Source organism: Luteimonas abyssi, assembly GCF_001482195.1.
Lineage (GTDB): Bacteria > Pseudomonadota > Gammaproteobacteria > Xanthomonadales > Xanthomonadaceae > Luteimonas > Luteimonas abyssi.
In genome coordinates, this window is the sequence record NZ_KQ759763.1 from 2,261,769 (window position 1) to 2,278,274 (window position 16,506).

9 protein-coding genes and 1 pseudogene are annotated in these 16,506 nt (G+C 69.4%); 3 read left to right on the top strand and 7 right to left on the bottom strand.

The genetic code is table 11. The features are described from left to right. Nucleotides 1-42 precede the first annotated feature (42 nt). The 4 genes and pseudogenes from RG19_RS09545 to RG19_RS18515 all read right to left on the bottom strand — a co-directional run. On the bottom strand, nucleotides 43-2,715 hold the full coding sequence (locus RG19_RS09545; protein ID WP_082672583.1) for a TonB-dependent receptor: 2,673 nt from the start codon (nucleotides 2,713-2,715) through the stop codon (nucleotides 43-45). A 342-nt stretch (nucleotides 2,716-3,057) separates the two neighbouring features. Continuing rightward, nucleotides 3,058-4,023 carry an alpha/beta fold hydrolase gene (locus RG19_RS09550; protein ID WP_058835075.1) on the bottom strand — a complete coding sequence of 322 codons (966 nt, stop codon included), beginning with the start codon at nucleotides 4,021-4,023 and terminating at the stop codon, nucleotides 3,058-3,060. A 59-nt stretch (nucleotides 4,024-4,082) separates the two neighbouring features. Further along, entirely contained in the window at nucleotides 4,083-4,454 is a 372-nt protein-coding gene (locus tag RG19_RS18230) for an MFS transporter (RefSeq protein WP_238376710.1), read from the bottom strand. 22 nt (nucleotides 4,455-4,476) lie between these two features. Next, a pseudogene (locus tag RG19_RS18515) lies at nucleotides 4,477-5,058 on the bottom strand (MFS transporter); the annotation flags it as partial. Nucleotides 5,059-5,405: 347 nt separating this feature from the next. On the opposite strand from RG19_RS18515, the gene RG19_RS09560 reads away from it, so the two are divergent. Beyond that, the gene (locus RG19_RS09560) at nucleotides 5,406-6,047 is read left to right on the top strand and encodes a TetR/AcrR family transcriptional regulator (protein WP_058835076.1); all 642 of its coding nucleotides are present in this window, start codon (nucleotides 5,406-5,408) and stop codon (nucleotides 6,045-6,047) included. A 344-nt stretch (nucleotides 6,048-6,391) separates the two neighbouring features. Next, on the top strand, nucleotides 6,392-9,028 hold the full coding sequence (gene mutS / locus RG19_RS09565) for a DNA mismatch repair protein MutS (protein WP_425599693.1): 2,637 nt from the start codon (nucleotides 6,392-6,394) through the stop codon (nucleotides 9,026-9,028). Between the two features lie 123 nt (nucleotides 9,029-9,151). Here the strand turns inward: mutS and RG19_RS09570 are convergent, their stop codons facing one another. Then, the gene (locus tag RG19_RS09570) at nucleotides 9,152-9,571 is read right to left on the bottom strand and encodes a hypothetical protein (protein WP_058835078.1); all 420 of its coding nucleotides are present in this window, start codon (nucleotides 9,569-9,571) and stop codon (nucleotides 9,152-9,154) included. Between the two features lie 478 nt (nucleotides 9,572-10,049). On the opposite strand from RG19_RS09570, the gene katG reads away from it, so the two are divergent. After that, the gene (katG, locus tag RG19_RS09575) at nucleotides 10,050-12,302 is read left to right on the top strand and encodes a catalase/peroxidase HPI (protein ID WP_058835079.1); all 2,253 of its coding nucleotides are present in this window, start codon (nucleotides 10,050-10,052) and stop codon (nucleotides 12,300-12,302) included. A 205-nt stretch (nucleotides 12,303-12,507) separates the two neighbouring features. On the opposite strand, the gene RG19_RS09580 is transcribed toward katG, so the two are convergent. Together RG19_RS09580 and RG19_RS17245 are read right to left on the bottom strand one after the other, a co-directional pair. Then, a complete protein-coding gene (locus RG19_RS09580; RefSeq protein WP_058835080.1) occupies nucleotides 12,508-13,311 on the bottom strand; it encodes an OmpA family protein in 804 nt (267 codons plus the stop codon). 61 nt (nucleotides 13,312-13,372) lie between these two features. Then, nucleotides 13,373-16,506 (bottom strand): YadA family autotransporter adhesin (locus tag RG19_RS17245; RefSeq protein WP_202905329.1); only part of this gene is annotated, 3,134 nt, incomplete at its 5' end.

The following is a 16,506-nucleotide window of genomic DNA, read 5'->3' on the forward strand; positions in this document are numbered from 1 at the left end:
CGGATCGCGGCTCCCCTCCCCGGTCCGAAGGCGATCGTTCTCTCAGTACCGCATGCGCAGGGTCATGCCGTAGGTACGCGGCGCACCCAGGAAGGCATTCCACGAGCCGGCCTGGATCGGCGCGTCGATGCCGACCTGCCGGTAGGTCTCGTCGGTGAGGTTCTGGCCCCAGAACTCCAGCATCCAGCGTTGGTCCTGGCGACCGAATCCGACGCGCGCGTTGACCAGGGTGTAGCCGTCCTGCAGCTTTTCCGGATCGAGATCGGAGCCGGTGTTGTACTCGGACATGTACTTGGCGCCGACGTTGAAACGGCCCAGCAGGTTGCTGCCGATGTCCCAGTCGTAGGTGACCGAGGCATTGCCCGACCACTTCGGCGCGAAGCTCATCTGGTTGCCGGGCAGCAGGATCAGATCGCGGTCGGGCAACGGATCGTTGCCGTATTCGGTCTCGGCGTAGGTGAGGCCGCCCTGCACCATCAGCCCGGGCAGGCCGGTCTGCCAAAGCACCTCGGCGTCGATGCCGCGCGAGGTGACCTTGGGAATGGAGCGCACCACGAACGCGGTGCCGAGGAAGCTGTTGAGCTGGAAGTCCTCGTACTCCTGGTAGAACAGCGCACTGTTGAACAGCAGGTTGCCGCCCGCCCAGGTGGTCTTGAGGCCGATTTCGTAGCTGTCCACGAACTCGCCGGAGAACGCGGTGTCGTCCACCGGGAGGATACCGTCCACACCGCTCGACTGGCCGTTGGACGACTGCACGCGATCGAGGTTGAAGCCGCCCGCCTTGTAGCCGCGCGCCGCCGAGACGTAGCCCATCACGTCGTCCGACCAGTCGTAGGCCACCTTCAGGGTGCCCGACCACTCGCGCTCGGTCCGCTCCTGCCGGGTCTCGCGGCCGTTGTGCAGGGCGTTGGCCCAGGGCAGGCACATGAAACCGGCGACCTGCTGGATCGCGGGCTGCAGCTGCGGCAGCACCTGGGCCAGCAACTGTTGCTGCAGCGCCGGCGGCAGATTGGCGAAGCCGTCCACGCGCCCGATCATCGCCCCGCCGATGCTGGCCAGCGGATCGGCGAGCGCCGTACCGCAGGCGACACTGCCGTTGGGATTGGTGAAGCGCGAATCCAGCGTCTTCTTCTCGCGGGTGTAGCGCAGGCCGAGGGTGATCGCGAGATCGTCGGTGGCGTGGAACGTGTTGTTGGTGAACAGCGCCGCGCTCTTGGCGTTCTGCGCATAGCGGTCGAGTGCGCCCACGCCGGTGAAATTGGTCCCGAACGGCCGCCCGGTGGCCTCGGACAGGAACGTCGCCGGGTTGGCGGTGTTCACGCTCAGGCCCAGCTCGGGCGGCAACTGCCCGACCGCGGCCGACAGGCCGCCGAGCACCTGGCTGCCGACCAGGGTCGACAGGTACGGCTCGTAGGCCGAACCGAAGTAATAGGAATCGTTGCGGCTGAGGTCTTCATCGGAATAGAACATGCCGACCATCCAGTCCAGTCGGTCCGTGGAGCCGGTGAAGCGCAGTTCCTGGCTGAAGGTCTCGAACGCCGCCAGCGAGGCGTCTTCCTGCGGCGGGCGGTAGAGGATGTCGGCTGCGGTGTAGTCGAAGTCGATGCTGGTGATCGCATCCCATTCGCGGAAGGCGGTGATCGAGGTCAGCACCGCGTCGTTGGCCCAGGGCGTGGTCCAGTTGACCTCCATGGACACGCCCTTGTCCTTGATGTCCTGCTCGGTGGTGCGGTTGGCGTAGGCCAGCCGGCGGTCCGGGTCCGGCACCGGAATCACACCGACGCCCCCGGGCGTGAGCGCATCGATGATCGCCGCGGTCGGGCCACGATGGGTCGTCACGGTGACGCAGCAGTTCTCCTCGCGGCTGGTGTAGTCGGCAATGAAGTTGATCTCGAGGTTGGAGGTCGGCTCGAACAGCAACTGGCCGCGCAGGCCGTGATAGTTCTGGTCGCCATCGTCGGTCTCCCGGCGCGGGCCGTTGGCGGTGAACACATCGTCCACGCCGTCGCGCTTGCGCTTGGTCGCGAAGATGCGGAACGCGGCGTTCTCACCCAAGGCATCGTTGTACGAGCCGGACACGCCGACGAGGCCGTAGTTGCCCACGGTCACCTCGCCTTCCACTGCCTGGGTGAAGCTCGGCCGCCGGGTGACCACGTTGATCACGCCGGCCGAGGTGTTCTTGCCGAACACCGTGCCCTGCGGGCCCTTGAGCACTTCGATGCGCTCCATCTCGCCGAGATCGCCGAACCCGACGCTGTTGCGCGCCCGGTAGACGCCGTCGATCACGATGCCGACCGAGGACTCGAGACCGGGGTTGTCACCGACGGTACCGATGCCGCGGATGCGCGCAGTGGTCTGCGCCGCGGACTGCGTGCTGGTCACGGTCAGGCCGGGCACCAGGACCTGCATGTCCTTGATGTCGCGCACGCCGGCATCCTGCAGCAGTTGCTCGGGCAGCACGTTGATGACGATCGGCACGTCCTGCAACGCCTCCTCGCGCTTCTGCGCGGTCACCACCAGCCCCGACAGCGTGGTGGGCTCGTCGCGCGAAGCGGCCGCGGCGGCCTGGCCGCCCGCGACCACCGCGGCAGGCGCCGAGACGGCGGCAGTGTCGTCGAGGACATCCTCGGCGAGAGCCTGCAGCGGATGGAACGACGCGAGCGCCGCCACCACGGCGGCCGTCAACAGCTTGCGTTGCGGGCAAATCGAATGCATGGCGTCCCCCTGACCCTTCTGAATTGGATGCGACGGCCGCGACGCGGCCGTGCCGGGACGCCCCACGTGCTCCGACGACAGCTCCCCTGTCGGATGCACGGGCCGGATCGGCGTGGGGGACACGATCCGGCACGCGCGGCGTGCCCTGCGGCGGACGCTAGCACAACTCCGAACGGTTGCGTATGCGCAGAATCGGCGGCGCCTCCGCTGCTGCGCCGCAGCAGCCCCGGCCGCGCCCGCCGCCGGTCTCGAGACCTCCGGCCCTGCATGCGACGTACCCGGGCACCGCCGTGCATACCGTGGCTCGTGCACGCCCGCCCGGGGGATTCGCACGCGGCGCCGCTAGCGGGCGGAGGACTCGGCAGCGCCCAGGAACTCCAGGACGGCGGCATTCAGCGGCTCGACGCACTCCTCGGGCAACCAGTGACCGCACCCTGGCAGCACGAGACCGGTGACGTCGCTCGCATAGCGCCGCATCTGGTCGACCTGGAACTGCCCCATGCCCCCGTGTCCGCCGCCGCCGATGGCCAGCGCCGGGATCGTGACGCGGGTCTGCGCGAGCACCAGGTTGTCCTGCACGCCCTGGTTGAGCACCCGGTAATACTCGAACGCGGCATTGAGACTGTGCGGCTTGGCGTAGGACGCGGCGTAGAGATCGAGCAGTTCGGGCGTGAACACATCCTTGTTGGTGGCGTGCTCCTTGATGAAGTGCTCGAAGAACATCCGCTCGTTGCCGGCCACCAGCGTCTCGGCCAGCCGCCCTTCCGCGGCGAAGAAGCTGAAGTGCCACACCAGAGATTCGCCCTGCGCGGTGAACGCCGGGAACGTGTAGATGCTCTCGTCCGGGATCGGCGCCTCCATGTAGATCACGCGGCGAATGTCGCCCTGATGCTGCACGAGCATCGGATAGGTGTTCCAGATGCCGATATCGTGCGCGACCAGATCGAACCGTTCGCCCCCGCTGAACTGCAACGCAAGTGCGTGCAGCAGCGGGGCGATGTCGGTGGCGCGATACGACGGCGGCACAGACGACTGCCCGAGCCCGGGTAGATCCGGCGCGACCACGGTGAAGCGCTCGGCGAGTGCAGGCATCAATTGGTGCCACTCGTACCAGGTCTGTCCGAAGCCATGCACCAGGTAGACCAGGGGTCCGGAGCCGCCCTTGACGTAGTGGAGATCGACGCCGTCGATGGTCCGGTAGCCGCTGGTGAACCCCTCGGGCAACGGGAACTCGTCGGCGGCGAACGCGCACGCACCCGGAATCAACACGGCACCGAGAAGGAAGGCATGGAAACACGTTCGAAACATGACGTTGGCGTCCTTTAGGGGGAGGGAAAACACCGCATCCGGATCGATGCGGCATGCGCTCAGGCACCGGCGGCATACCTCCGCGGACCTGGCGGGAAACCGTGCGTTCGGGCTGAGCGCACGATGAGAAGTCCGATCGCCAGCAGCACGGTCGACGCCCACGGAAAAGTCTGGGCGCCCCAGCGCTCGAGCAGCACGCCACCCAGCACCCCGCCGGCGGCGATCACGCTGTTCCACGCCACCACGTTCATCGACAGTGCGACGTCGGCGCCGTCGCCGGCGGTATCGGCCAGCGCGGTCTGCAGCAGGGTCGCGGCACCGCCGAAACTCGCGCCCCACACCGCGACGCCGATGTAGACGGCGGCGGGCACGGTCGCCAGCCAGGCGAACAGCAGGGACACGGCGAAGAACGCGGCCAGGCAGGCCAGCACCGTGGCGTTCGCGTCCGGCCTGCCCGGGATAATCGGGCACCTTGGCCAGCACCCAGACGATCAATGCCAGGGTCAGCACCGACATGAGGCCGAACGCGCTTCGCCAACCCAGCGCACCGCCCAGCCAGGTCCCCAGCGGCACGCCCAGCGACAACGCGACGGGCGTGCCGATCATCGCGATCGCCATCGCCCGTCCCTGCTGATGCGGCTGCACCATGCGTCTCGCGTAACCCGCCAGCAGACTCCAGGCCAGCCCCGCCGCGACACCGGCGAAGAAGCGCGCGCCCAAGGTGAGCCAGTAGCTCGACGACAGCGCGGTGATCGAATTGAACAGCAGGAATCCGACGATGGTGAGCAGCAGCACAGTGCGCCGCCGCCAGCCACGGGTGGCGATGGTCAACGGGATGGCCGCCAGCACCGACCCGAGCGCATAGGCGGTGATCGTCTGTCCCGCCAGCGCGGGGCTCACGGCGAGCCCTTCGGACAGTTGCGGCAGCAGTCCTGCCGGCAGGGTTTCGGTGACGATGCAGATGAATCCGGTCATGGCCAGTGCCAGCAGGGCCGCATGCGGCATGTGCCCGGCGGTGGCCTGCTGCGCCGTCATCGCCGGGCTCGAAGAGTGTCTGGCTTTCAAGGTCGATGGTTCCTGGTAGAGGGGAAAGTTCAGCTGGGAGCCGCCGGCCCCTCAATATGTACCGATAGGTACATATTTTCGGGAACGAGTCCGATGCCTTCCAATAGCCGGGAGACAGAGGGAAATGAGGGGGAACAGCGCAACCGACCTGCCGCCCGCCGCGCACTCCAGACGACGCGTCGGACCGTGCCGGGCAGAGAGGCCCGCGCCCTCTGCTTTCAATATACATACCGAACGATACAAAATTATCGTCCGGCCGCGGAGATTGTCAACCACATTTGTATCGACTAGTCTTTATGTGGCCTCGGGAGTACGTCATGAAGCAGATGGGCAGACCTCGCACGTTCGACCGCGACGCCGCGGTCGCGCAGGCCCTGCATCTGTTCTGGGAACAGGGCTACGAATCCACATCGCTCAGCCAGTTGAAGGCCGCCATCGGCGGCGGCATTTCTGCGCCCAGCTTCTACGCGGCCTTCGGCTCGAAGGAAGCGCTCTATCGCGAGTGCATGACGCTCTACCTGAGCACCTACGCGAAAGTCACCGAGTGCCTGAGGGATACGGCACTCGCCCCGCGTCAGGCGCTCGAACTGGCGTTGCGTCGCTCGGCCCGGATGCAGTGCGAACGCGGGCACCCCAAAGGCTGCATGGTCGGCCTCGGCGTGATGAGCGCGCCCTCCCCCGAGTTCTCCGCCGTGACGACACCGCTGACCCGTTCGCGGTCGCGCACCCGCGCCGGCATCAGGGCCTGCATCGAGCGGGCCATCGAGCGCGGCGAACTCCGGCAGGATGTCGATCCACGGGCCCTGAGCACCGTCTTCGACAGTTTCCTGATCGGCCTGTCCACCCTGGCCCGCGACGGCGTCGGCCTCCAGGCGATGGAGGCGGCCATCACGCAGGTGATGGGCCTCTGGGATGTGTCGGCGATGCCGCACGCCCGGCGACAGGCGCCTGCAGCCTAGGTCTACATCGCCCGTCCACCCACCGGCGTCGAGGCGAGCACGACCGGCACCAGGCACACCGGCCTCGCGATGAACGCGGAGACGGGCTCGGACGATCCGCGCCGCCATGGACGGCCGGACCGCCACCGGCACCGGACCCGCACCACGGTTCTCCTGCTCCGCCGGGCGACCGGCCATCGAAAGGGGGCCGGTCGGCGGCGAGACCCACTAGACTTGTCCGGACGCCCCTGGCGCGGCGATGTGGGTCCGACCACTTCGGCTGCGACACGGCGCATCCGTGCCGCGTGACGCTTCCCCGGCCCCCCACCGACATGCCGCCGCCTCCGGCATCGCTCGCCACCGCAATGAGGACCGAACCCTTGCAAGCTACCGATTCGACGAAAAACGCAACGCCCGGCAAGGGAGCTCCGGAACACACCCCCCTGATGAAACAGTTCTTCGCCGCCAAGGCGGAGCACCCCGATGTGCTGCTGTTCTTCCGGATGGGCGACTTCTACGAGCTGTTCTACGACGACGCGCGCAAGGCCGCGCGCCTGCTCGACATCACCCTGACCCAGCGCGGCAGCTCGGGCGGCGCGCCGATCCCGATGGCCGGCGTGCCGCACCATGCGGCCGAGGGCTACCTGGCCCGGCTGGTCGCGCTGGGCGAATCGGTGGCGATCTGCGAGCAGATCGGCGACCCCGCCGCCAGCAAGGGGCTGGTGGAGCGCAAGGTGGTGCGCATCGTCACCCCGGGCACGGTCACCGACGAGGCGCTGCTCGACGAACGCCGCGACACCCTGCTGTTGGCGGTCGCGCGCGGGCGCAACGGCTACGGCCTGGCCTGGGCCGACCTGGCCGGCGGCCGCTTTCTGGTCAACGAGGTCGCCAGCGAGGATCAGCTGGAAGCCGAACTCGCGCGACTGGAGCCGGCCGAACTCCTGATGCCCGACGAGGACGGCTGGCCGGTCTTTCTCGGCGAACGGCGGGGCCTGCGCCGCCGCGCGCCGTGGCTGTTCGATGCCGACAGCGGCCGACGCCAGCTGTTGCAGTTCTTCGGCCTGCACGACCTCACCGGCTTCGGCCTGGAGGACCGTCCGCTGGCCACTGCCGCGGCCGGCGCCCTGCTGGGCTACGTGGAGGAAACCCAGAAGCAGCGCTTGCCGCATCTGACGTCGATCGCGGTGGAGACCGGCGACGGCGCGATCGCGATGAACGCCGCCACACGCCGCCACCTGGAACTGGATACACGCGTGGACGGCGAACAGCGCCACACCATGCTGGGCGTGCTCGACAGCACGGTGACCCCGATGGGCGGCCGCCTGCTGCGCCGCTGGCTGCACCGACCGCTGCGCGACCATGCGGTCCTCGGACACCGCCACCAGGCGGTGGCGACGCTGATCGATCGCGGCGCGGACACCGACCTGCGCGAACGTTTCCGTGCGGTCGGCGATCTGGAGCGGATCCTGTCGCGGATCGCCCTACGCTCGGCGCGTCCGCGCGACCTGTCCACCCTGCGCGACGGCCTGGGCATGCTGCCGGACCTGCGCGGCCTGCTCGGGACGCTGGACGCGCCCCGGCTGCAGGCGCTGGCCGACGCCCTCGGCGAACACGATGCCGAAGCGCACCTGCTCGCGTCCGCACTGGTCGAACAACCACCGGTGCTGGCCCGCGACGGCGGCGTGTTCGGCGGCGGCCACGACGCCGAGCTCGACGAGTTGCGTGCGTTGTCGGCCAATGCCGACCAGTTCCTGGTCGACCTGGAAACCCGCGAGCGCGAGGCCAGCGGCATTCCCACGCTGAAACTCGGCTACAACCGCGTCCACGGCTACTACATCGAGATCAGCAAGGCGCAGGCGGCGAAGGCGCCGGTGCATTACACCCGCCGCCAGACCCTGACCAACGCCGAGCGCTACATCACCGAGGAACTCAAGGCGTTCGAGGACAAGGTGCTGTCGGCGCGCGAACGGGCCCTCGCCCGCGAGCGGCTGCTGTACGAGCAGTTGCTCGATGCCCTCAACGCCCGGCTCGAACCGCTCAAGCGCTGCGCGGCGGCCCTCGCCGAACTCGACGTGCTGGCGTGCTTCGCCGAACGCGCGCAGGCGCTGGACTGGTCGCGTCCGGAGCTCGAGCAGGCGCCCTGCCTGCGTATCGAACGCGGCCGCCATCCGGTGGTGGAGGCGGTGCGCAAGGATCCGTTCGAACCCAACGACCTGGATCTGCATGCGGACCGGCGCATGCTGGTCATCACCGGCCCCAACATGGGCGGCAAGAGCACCTACATGCGGCAGAACGCGCTGATCGTGCTGCTCGCGCACATCGGCAGCTTCGTGCCCGCCCTGCGCGCGGTCATCGGCCCGATCGACCGCATCCTCACCCGCATCGGCGCCGGCGACGACCTCGCCCGCGGGCAGTCGACCTTCATGGTCGAGATGGCCGAGACCAGCTACATCCTCCACCACGCCACGGCGCAATCGCTGGTCCTGATGGACGAGATCGGGCGCGGCACCTCGACCTACGACGGCCTGGCGCTGGCCGATGCGGTGGCCCGGCACCTGGCCGGCCGCAACCGCAGCTACACCTTGTTCGCCACCCATTACTTCGAATTGACCGCGCTCGCCGACGAATCGTTCGAAGGCGGCGCCAGCGGCATCGCCAACGTGCATCTCGATGCCGTGGAGCACGACGACCGCCTGGTGTTCATGCACGCGGTGCGCGAGGGTGCGGCCAACCGCAGCTTCGGCCTGCAGGTGGCCGCACTGGCAGGTTTGCCGCGCGCCACGCTTGAGCAGGCGCGCCGACGTCTCGCCGAGCTCGAACGACGCGGCGGCGAAAGCCAGTCCGCGACGATGTCGGCGCCCGCGCTGGACTCGCCGCGCCAGTACGGGTTGTTCGCCGCGGCGCCATCGGCCGCCCTGGAAGCCCTGACCGCGCTCGATCCGGACGACCTCACGCCGAAGCAGGCGCTGGAGGCGCTGTACCGGCTGAAATCGCTCGCCTGACCCGGTGCCGGTGCATCCGGTCGCGGTGAGGCCCTCCGCTCATTCGATGCCGCCGGGGGCCTGCCGCGCATCGACGCCCGGGCCCTCGAGCGGGACGCGAGGCGCCGGGCGCCCACAGGACGATCAGGGCCGGGGCGTCGCCTGACGCGCGGGTTGACGACCCTCGCGCAGACGGGCGTCACGGGCGGCGGCGTCCCGTTCCTGCTGCAGGCCCGCGCGTTGCCGGGCCTCGGCCTGCTGTTGCCGCTGGGTCGCGAGCTCGGACAGTCGATCCGGCGTCGGCGCGCCGAGCGCGCGCAGGCGATCGGCATGCTGGCGGTCACGCGTCATCGTGGCGCGCTGGGCATCGAGTCTGCGCTGCGCGTTGTCCACGCGGATATCGGTGCCACGCGGTCGCACCGCGGGTGGCGGATCGGTCGGCCGGGGATCCCGCCATTGCGCCTGTTCGGCCTGTCGCGGCATCGGCTCCGGGGTGTGCACCTGCGCATGGGCCGCGGACCCGGATGCCAGCACGACGACGGACGACAGCAACAGCGCCGACATGGGCACGGACGACCGGATACGTGGGCCGGACGGCGACGCGGAGGACCGGTCGCGGAATCGACGAGCGGGAAGACGGACAGGCGACATGGTGTCCAACCTACGCCGACGCGCCGAGCCCGCGGCTGAATTTGACGATAGTCAAAAACTATCAAATAGAAGAGAACAATCGATTTCCTTTTCTTCATCCACCCCGCCTAACCTGAATCGACACCACCCGGGAAGGACGCCAGCCATGTGCAAGCAGCTCGAGACGCCGACGGTCGCCACCGTCGAGGCCCACCGCGGAAACGAGCCGGCCGGCCCACCCCGTCTTCCCGCAGTGCGCCTCTGAGGCGAGTCTCGGAGCGCGAGCAGCGTCCGCTCTCCGCGCGTTTTCCCCGCCCCACCACGGGTTCTCCGTCACGCGACGTCGCCTTCGACGGCCTGTTCGCGGCGACCGGTTTCCGACCTTCTCCTGATTCCAAAAGGCAGACCGCACATGTCCAACGAAGCCAAGTGTCCCTTCAAGCACGCTGCCGGCGGCGGCACCACGAACCGCGACTGGTGGCCGGAGCAACTGCGGCTCGACCTGCTGAACCAGCATTCGAACCGCTCCGATCCCATGGGCGAGGACTTCGATTACGCCGACGCCTTCGGGCGCCTCGACCTGGCCGCGGTCAAGCGCGACCTGGCGGCGCTGATGACCGATTCGCAGCCCTGGTGGCCGGCCGATTTCGGTCATTACGGCCCGTTGTTCATCCGCATGGCGTGGCACAGCGCGGGCACCTACCGCATCGGCGACGGACGCGGCGGTGGCGGACGCGGCCAGCAGCGCTTCGCGCCGCTCAACAGCTGGCCCGACAACGTCAGCCTGGACAAGGCCCGCCGACTGCTGTGGCCGATCAAGCAGAAGTACGGCCGCAGCATCTCCTGGGCCGACCTGATGATCCTCACCGGCAACGTCGCGCTGGAAACCATGGGCTTCAAGACCTTCGGCTTCGCAGGCGGCCGGCCGGACACCTGGGAGCCGGACAACGACGTGTACTGGGGCAAGGAAACCACCTGGCTCGGCGGCGACGTGCGATACGCCCACGGCTCGGAAGGCGTGCCCGCCCCCGCCGATCACGGCGTGCTGGTATCGGAGGACGACGCCGACGGCGATGTGCATTCGCGACGCCTGGAGAACCCGCTGGCGGCGGTGCAGATGGGCCTGATCTACGTGAACCCCGAGGGTCCGGACGGCAACCCGGATCCACTGCTCGCCGCCCGCGACATCCGCGACACCTTCGGCCGCATGGCGATGGACGACGAGGAGACCGTGGCCCTGATCGCCGGCGGCCACACCTTCGGCAAGACCCACGGGGCCGGTCCGGCCGACAACGTCGGCGCCGAACCCGAAGGCGCCGACCTCGAATCGCAGGGGTTCGGCTGGGCCAACCGCTTCGGCACCGGCAAGGGCGCCGACACCATCACCAGCGGCCTGGAAGTGACCTGGACCACCACCCCGACCCGGTGGGGCAACAACTTCTTCGAAAACCTCTTCGGCTTCGAATGGGAGCTGGAGAAGAGCCCCGCCGGCGCGCACCAGTGGGTCGCCAAGGGCGCGGACGCCATCATTCCCGATGCGCACGACGCGTCGAAGAAGCGTCGTCCGACCATGCTCACCACCGATCTGTCGCTGCGCGTCGACCCGGCCTACGAGAAGATCTCCCGTCGCTTCCTCGAGCACCCCGATCAGTTCGCCGACGCCTTCGCGCGTGCGTGGTTCAAGCTGACGCATCGCGACATGGGTCCGCGCGCACGCTACCTCGGCCCGGAAGTGCCCGAAGAAGTGCTGATCTGGCAGGACCCGCTGCCCGAGGTCGATCACCCGCTGGTGGATGCAGGCGACGTCGCGGCGCTGAAGAAGCGCGTGCTGGCGTCGGGCCTCGCGGTGTCGCAGCTGGTGGCCACGGCGTGGGCGTCGGCTTCGACCTTCCGCGGCTCCGACAAGCGCGGCGGCGCCAACGGCGCGCGTATCCGCCTGGCGCCGCAGAAGGACTGGGCGGTCAATGCGCCCGCGCAGCTGGGCGACGTGCTCGCCACGCTCGAGCGCATCCAGGGCGACTTCAATGGCGCGCAGCACGGCGGCAAGAGGATCTCGCTGGCCGACCTGATCGTCCTGGCCGGCGGCGCGGCCGTGGAGCAGGCCGCGCGCGAGGCGGGCGTGGACATCGAAGTGCCGTTCTCACCGGGCCGGACCGACGCGTCGCTGGAGCAGACCGATGTCGAGTCCTTCGCCGCGCTGGAGCCGTTCGCCGACGGCTTCCGCAACTATCAGAAGGCGCGTTCGGTGGTTCCGTCCGAACACCTGCTGGTCGATCGCGCGCAGCTGCTCACGCTGACCGCACCGGAGATGACCGTGCTCGTCGGCGGCCTGCGCGTGCTCGGCGCCAACCACGACGGTTCGGCGCACGGCGCGTTCACCGATCGCCCCGGTGTGCTGAGCAACGACTTCTTCGTCAATTTGCTCGACATGGCGACGGCGTGGACGCCGGTCTCGGACGCGCGCGACGCGTTCGAAGGCCGGGACCGCGCCACCGGTGCGGCGCGCTGGACCGCGACCCGTGTCGATCTGGTATTCGGTGCGAATGCGGTGCTGCGCGCACTGTCGGAGGTCTACGCGAGTGCGGATGCCCAGGAGAAGTTCGTGCGCGACTTCGTCGCCGCATGGCACAAGGTGATGGAGCTGGACCGCTTCGACCTTGCCTGAGCGACATCACGCCGGGCATCAACGACATGGGGCAGGCCCGAGGGCCTGCCCCACGACGTTCCGGATGCCGCCTCATCCGGAAGACCCCCGCTCCGCTCCACACCGGACACCTGCGCTACACGTGCCCGATCCCCTCGACCGTGCCACCCGCGATGGCGTCCCGCCTCGATGCGCCGTGCGATCGGCCTCGACTCGAAGCCGACCCTCAACGACGCGCCGTGCCCGAGATCTCCACCCGCCGGTCGGGGGCCAGGCACTCGATCAACGCACGTCGATCACGCTGGTCGCAGTTCGCCACCGGCTCGCGTTGGCCGCGGCCTTCGGCGCCGATCGCGGTATGCGGTACCCCACCCGCCACCAGCCGCGACACCACCGCCTGCGCGCGCCGTAGCGACAGCGCCATGTTGTAGTCGGCATCGCCGATACGGTCGGCGTGACCGACCACCAGGATGTCCTGCACATCGCTGGCGGATCGCACCTGGGCCAGGAGCCCGTCGACCGCGGACGTCCCGGACGCGCTCAGGTCCGCACTGTCGAAGGCGAACAAGGCGTCCGCCGACAACCGGATGGGCTCGGCCAGCGGCACCGGTGCGGGCGCTGGCGGCGCAGGCGGCGCCGACGGTCCGAGCAAGTCGCTGCAGGCCTGCGACGACCAGGTGTACGCGGTCGCGCGGTCGCGATCGAAGTCGACGGCCAGTTGGCAGACCAGCGGTTCGCCTCCATTGCGGCGCAGGTTGAACAGATAGTCCCAGCGACGCACGCCCCACATGCCCTCGCCGAAGTGCGGTGGACCGAACAGCGCCTGCAGCTGCCCCTTGTTCATGCCAGGCCCCAGCTGGCGCAGATCGTCCACGTCGACGAACGTGCCGCCCCGTGGCGTCGCCCGACCCTGCTCGGGAAACCCGCCAGTTCCGGATGTGGATGCGCAACCCGCCAGCACGCAAGCGGCCAGGAGCAGGCACGCACCACCCAGCCGCGAGAGTTTCCCTTGTTTCGGATCCTGTCTCATGTCATGTCCCCCGAATCGTCGTGATACGGGACAGGGCCTCGCGACCCTGCCCCGCCCCCTGTCACCACTGGAAGCCGGCACCGACCGACACGCCGCCGTCGCCACGGCTGTTCGCCGACCCGTTGAGGCGGTAGATCCAGCGTCCGCCCTCGGAGACACCGGCGATGCCCACCGCCATGCTCGACTCGCCGTTGAAGCTGCCGCCGGCCACCGAGATCATGCTGCGACCGGGCAGGTAGGGCTGCGGCAGGCTCGCCATCGCCATCGCCGCCGCCACACCGGCCGAAGCGCGGTTGTCGATACGCCGGATATCGCCCTGCACCGCATCGAAGCGGTCGTCGGTGTACTGACGCGACCAATCCATGGCCTGGTTGAGCTGGTTGAGGTTGACCGCATCGGTGCCGGCCACGCCCGCGGCGACGTTGCGCACCCGCACCGGCGCACTGCCGCCGGGCGCGCCCAGGGTCACGCTCGAGAAATCCGAACTGCCGTCCGAGCGGGTGTCGTAGCGCAGCGAGCCCTGCTCGGAGGCCTGCAGCTGGCGCAGGTTCACCGCATCGTGCGCATCGCTGGCATCGGCGACGTGGGTGATCTGGCGCTCGTTGCCGGCACTGCCGACCGAGACCGTGTTGTCCCGCGTCGCCACCGATCCGGCCCCCAGCGCGACCGAGTTGGCCCCCTCCGCACGCGCGCCGTTGCCCAGTGCGGTGCTACTGCCACCGCTGGCCACCGCCCCCGCGCCGCCGGCCACGCTGTCGTCGCCGGACGCGCTCGGATTACCGCGATCCAGCGTGTCGTTGACCCGGAACATGCCCGACCCGCCGTTGTTGATGTTGTTGATCTGCTGGTCGGTGTACTGGCGGGACTGGTCGATGGCGTAGTCCACCCCACCCTGCAGCTGTCCGACATTGACCGCGTCGTAGCGGCCGGAGCCGTCGGCCACATTGGTGATCTTGCGCTCCGCGCCGGTCGATCCCACCGACACCTCACCGACCGAGTTGCTGCTTCCCGCCTCCACGAATGCACCGTCGTAGCCCTGTTGCGCGCCGGTCTCCGCCCGCGACCCGGCGCCCAGCGCGATGCTGTTGTCGGCCACGGCCACCGCGCCGTCGCCGAGCGCGACGCTGCCGTCGCCTTCAGCCCGCGCCTGCGGTCCGATCGCCACGCTTTCCGCGCCGACGGCACTCGCCGCACCCTGGGTGGAATTGACCTGCACGTACGGGCTGCCGGTGCCGGGGCCGCCGCCCTGGTCGATGCGCTGGTTGAGGTTCACCAGCGACGCATCCACGGCGGCGAACGCGTCGGTGACATTCGCGTAGTCGGTCGCGCTGACGCCTCCGTCGAGCGCCACCGAGGTGATGCTGAACACCGGCGCCGACCATTGCCCGGTATCGCCGTCGAAACCGGTGGTGCCGCCGAAGAAGCCCGCCAGCGTGGTGTGGGTGGCGAACAACTGGCCGCCGCTGACAGCATCGGTGCTGATCGCGGTGATCGCACCGTCGGCGAGCTGGGTGAGCCGCACCGGCGCGCCGGTCCCGTCGCCCAGCAGCGTCACCTGGTTGAGCGGATTGCCGTCGGCATCGGCGTCGTAACGCACCGCAAGCCGGCCCACGGCATCGGTACGTCCGTCGATGTTGATCAGCGACTGGCTCAGCGAGTCGAGCGCACCGCCGACGTCGGTGTAGCTGCCGGTGGTGGTGCCGCCGGTCGAGGTGATCTCGTTGAGGACGTAGGTCGGCATGGTCACGTTGCCGTCGGCATCCAGGCTGGCGCCGCCGCCCAGATAGCCGGCCAGAACGAGATTGGCGCCGTACAGTTGCGCGCCGGTCACCGCCTCGGCGCTGATCGCGGTGAGCGCGCCCGCCGCCACGTTGTCCAGCGCCACCGGCGCCCCGCTGCCGTCGCCGGTCAGGGTGACCCGGTTGACGATCTCGCCGTCGGCATCGATGTCGTAGCGCACGGCGCGCCGGTCGAGCTCGCCGGCCGTCTGGGTCACGTTCGCCAGCGACGCGCTGACGGAACCGAACGCGCTGCCCACGTCGACGTAGCTGCCCGACCCGAGACTGCCGTCGACCGCGACCTCGTTGAGAACGTAGGTCGGCGCGGTCACGTTGCCGTCCGCGTCGAGCGAAGCGCCGCCGCCCAGGTATCCCGCCAGGGCGACGTTGGCGCCGTACAGCTGCGCACCGGTCACCGCCTCGGCACTGGTCGCGGTGACCGCAGCGGCCGCCACGTTGTCCACGACCACCGGGGTACCGGTGTTGTCGCCGACGAGGGTGACGCGGTTGAGGATCTCGCCGTCGGCGTCCACGTCGTAGCGCACCGCCAACCGGTCGAGCTCGCCGGCCGCCTGGGTCACGTTCGCCAGCGACGCGCTGACGGAATCGAAGGCGCCACCCACATCCGCATAGCTGCCGGAGCCGAGGCTGCCATCGGCGGCGACCTCGTTGAGGACATAAGTCGGCGCGGTCACGTTGCCGGCGGCGTCGAGCCCGGCGCCCCCACCCAGATACCCGGCCAGGGCGAGGTTGGCGCCGTAGAGCTGGGCGCCGGTCACCGCCTCAGCGCTGATCGCGGTGAGCGCGCCCGCCGCCACGTTGTCCAGCGCCACCGGCGCCCCGCTGCCGTCGCCGGTCAGCGTGACCCGGTTGACCAGCTCGCCGTCGGCGTCCACGTCGTAGCGCACCGCCAGGCGATCCAGTTCGCCGGTGATCTGGGTGACGTTGGCCAGCGACGTGCTGACCGAGCCGAACGCGCCTCCGACATCGGCGTAGTTGCCGCTTCCGAGCGTGCCGTCGACGCCGACCTCGTTGAGCACGTAGTCGGGCGCGGTGACGTTCCCGGCCGCATCCAGGCCGGCGCCTGCACCGAGATAGCCGGCCAGCGCGAGGTTCGCGCCGTACAGCTGCGCACCGGTGACCGCATCGGCACTGACCGCGGTCACCGCACCCGCGGCCACATTGCCCAGGCCGACCGGTGCGCCGCTGCCCGTCCCGGTCAGGGTGACCCGGTTGACCAGGTTGCCGTCGACATCCACGTCGTAACGCACCGCCAACCGGTCGAGCTCGCCGGCCACCTGGGCGACGTTGGCCAGCGAACTGCTGACCGAGCCGAACGCCCCGCCCACGTCGGCGTAGTTGCCACTGCCGAGCGTGCCGCCCGGGCCGACTTCGGTGAGCGCATAGTCGGGTGCGG

What these genes read in the sequence shown, in the direction of transcription:
- RG19_RS09545 (WP_082672583.1), bottom strand. Translation starts at nt 2,715, where the DNA reads ATGCATTCGATTTGCCCGCAACGCAAGCTGTTGACGGCCGCCGTGGTG.
- RG19_RS09550 (WP_058835075.1), bottom strand. Translation starts at nt 4,023, where the DNA reads ATGTTTCGAACGTGTTTCCATGCCTTCCTTCTCGGTGCCGTGTTGATT.
- RG19_RS09560 (WP_058835076.1), top strand. Translation starts at nt 5,406, where the DNA reads ATGAAGCAGATGGGCAGACCTCGCACGTTCGACCGCGACGCCGCGGTC.
- mutS (WP_425599693.1), top strand. Translation starts at nt 6,392, where the DNA reads ATGAGGACCGAACCCTTGCAAGCTACCGATTCGACGAAAAACGCAACG.
- RG19_RS09570 (WP_058835078.1), bottom strand. Translation starts at nt 9,571, where the DNA reads ATGTCGGCGCTGTTGCTGTCGTCCGTCGTCGTGCTGGCATCCGGGTCC.
- katG (WP_058835079.1), top strand. Translation starts at nt 10,050, where the DNA reads ATGTCCAACGAAGCCAAGTGTCCCTTCAAGCACGCTGCCGGCGGCGGC.
- RG19_RS09580 (WP_058835080.1), bottom strand. Translation starts at nt 13,311, where the DNA reads ATGAGACAGGATCCGAAACAAGGGAAACTCTCGCGGCTGGGTGGTGCG.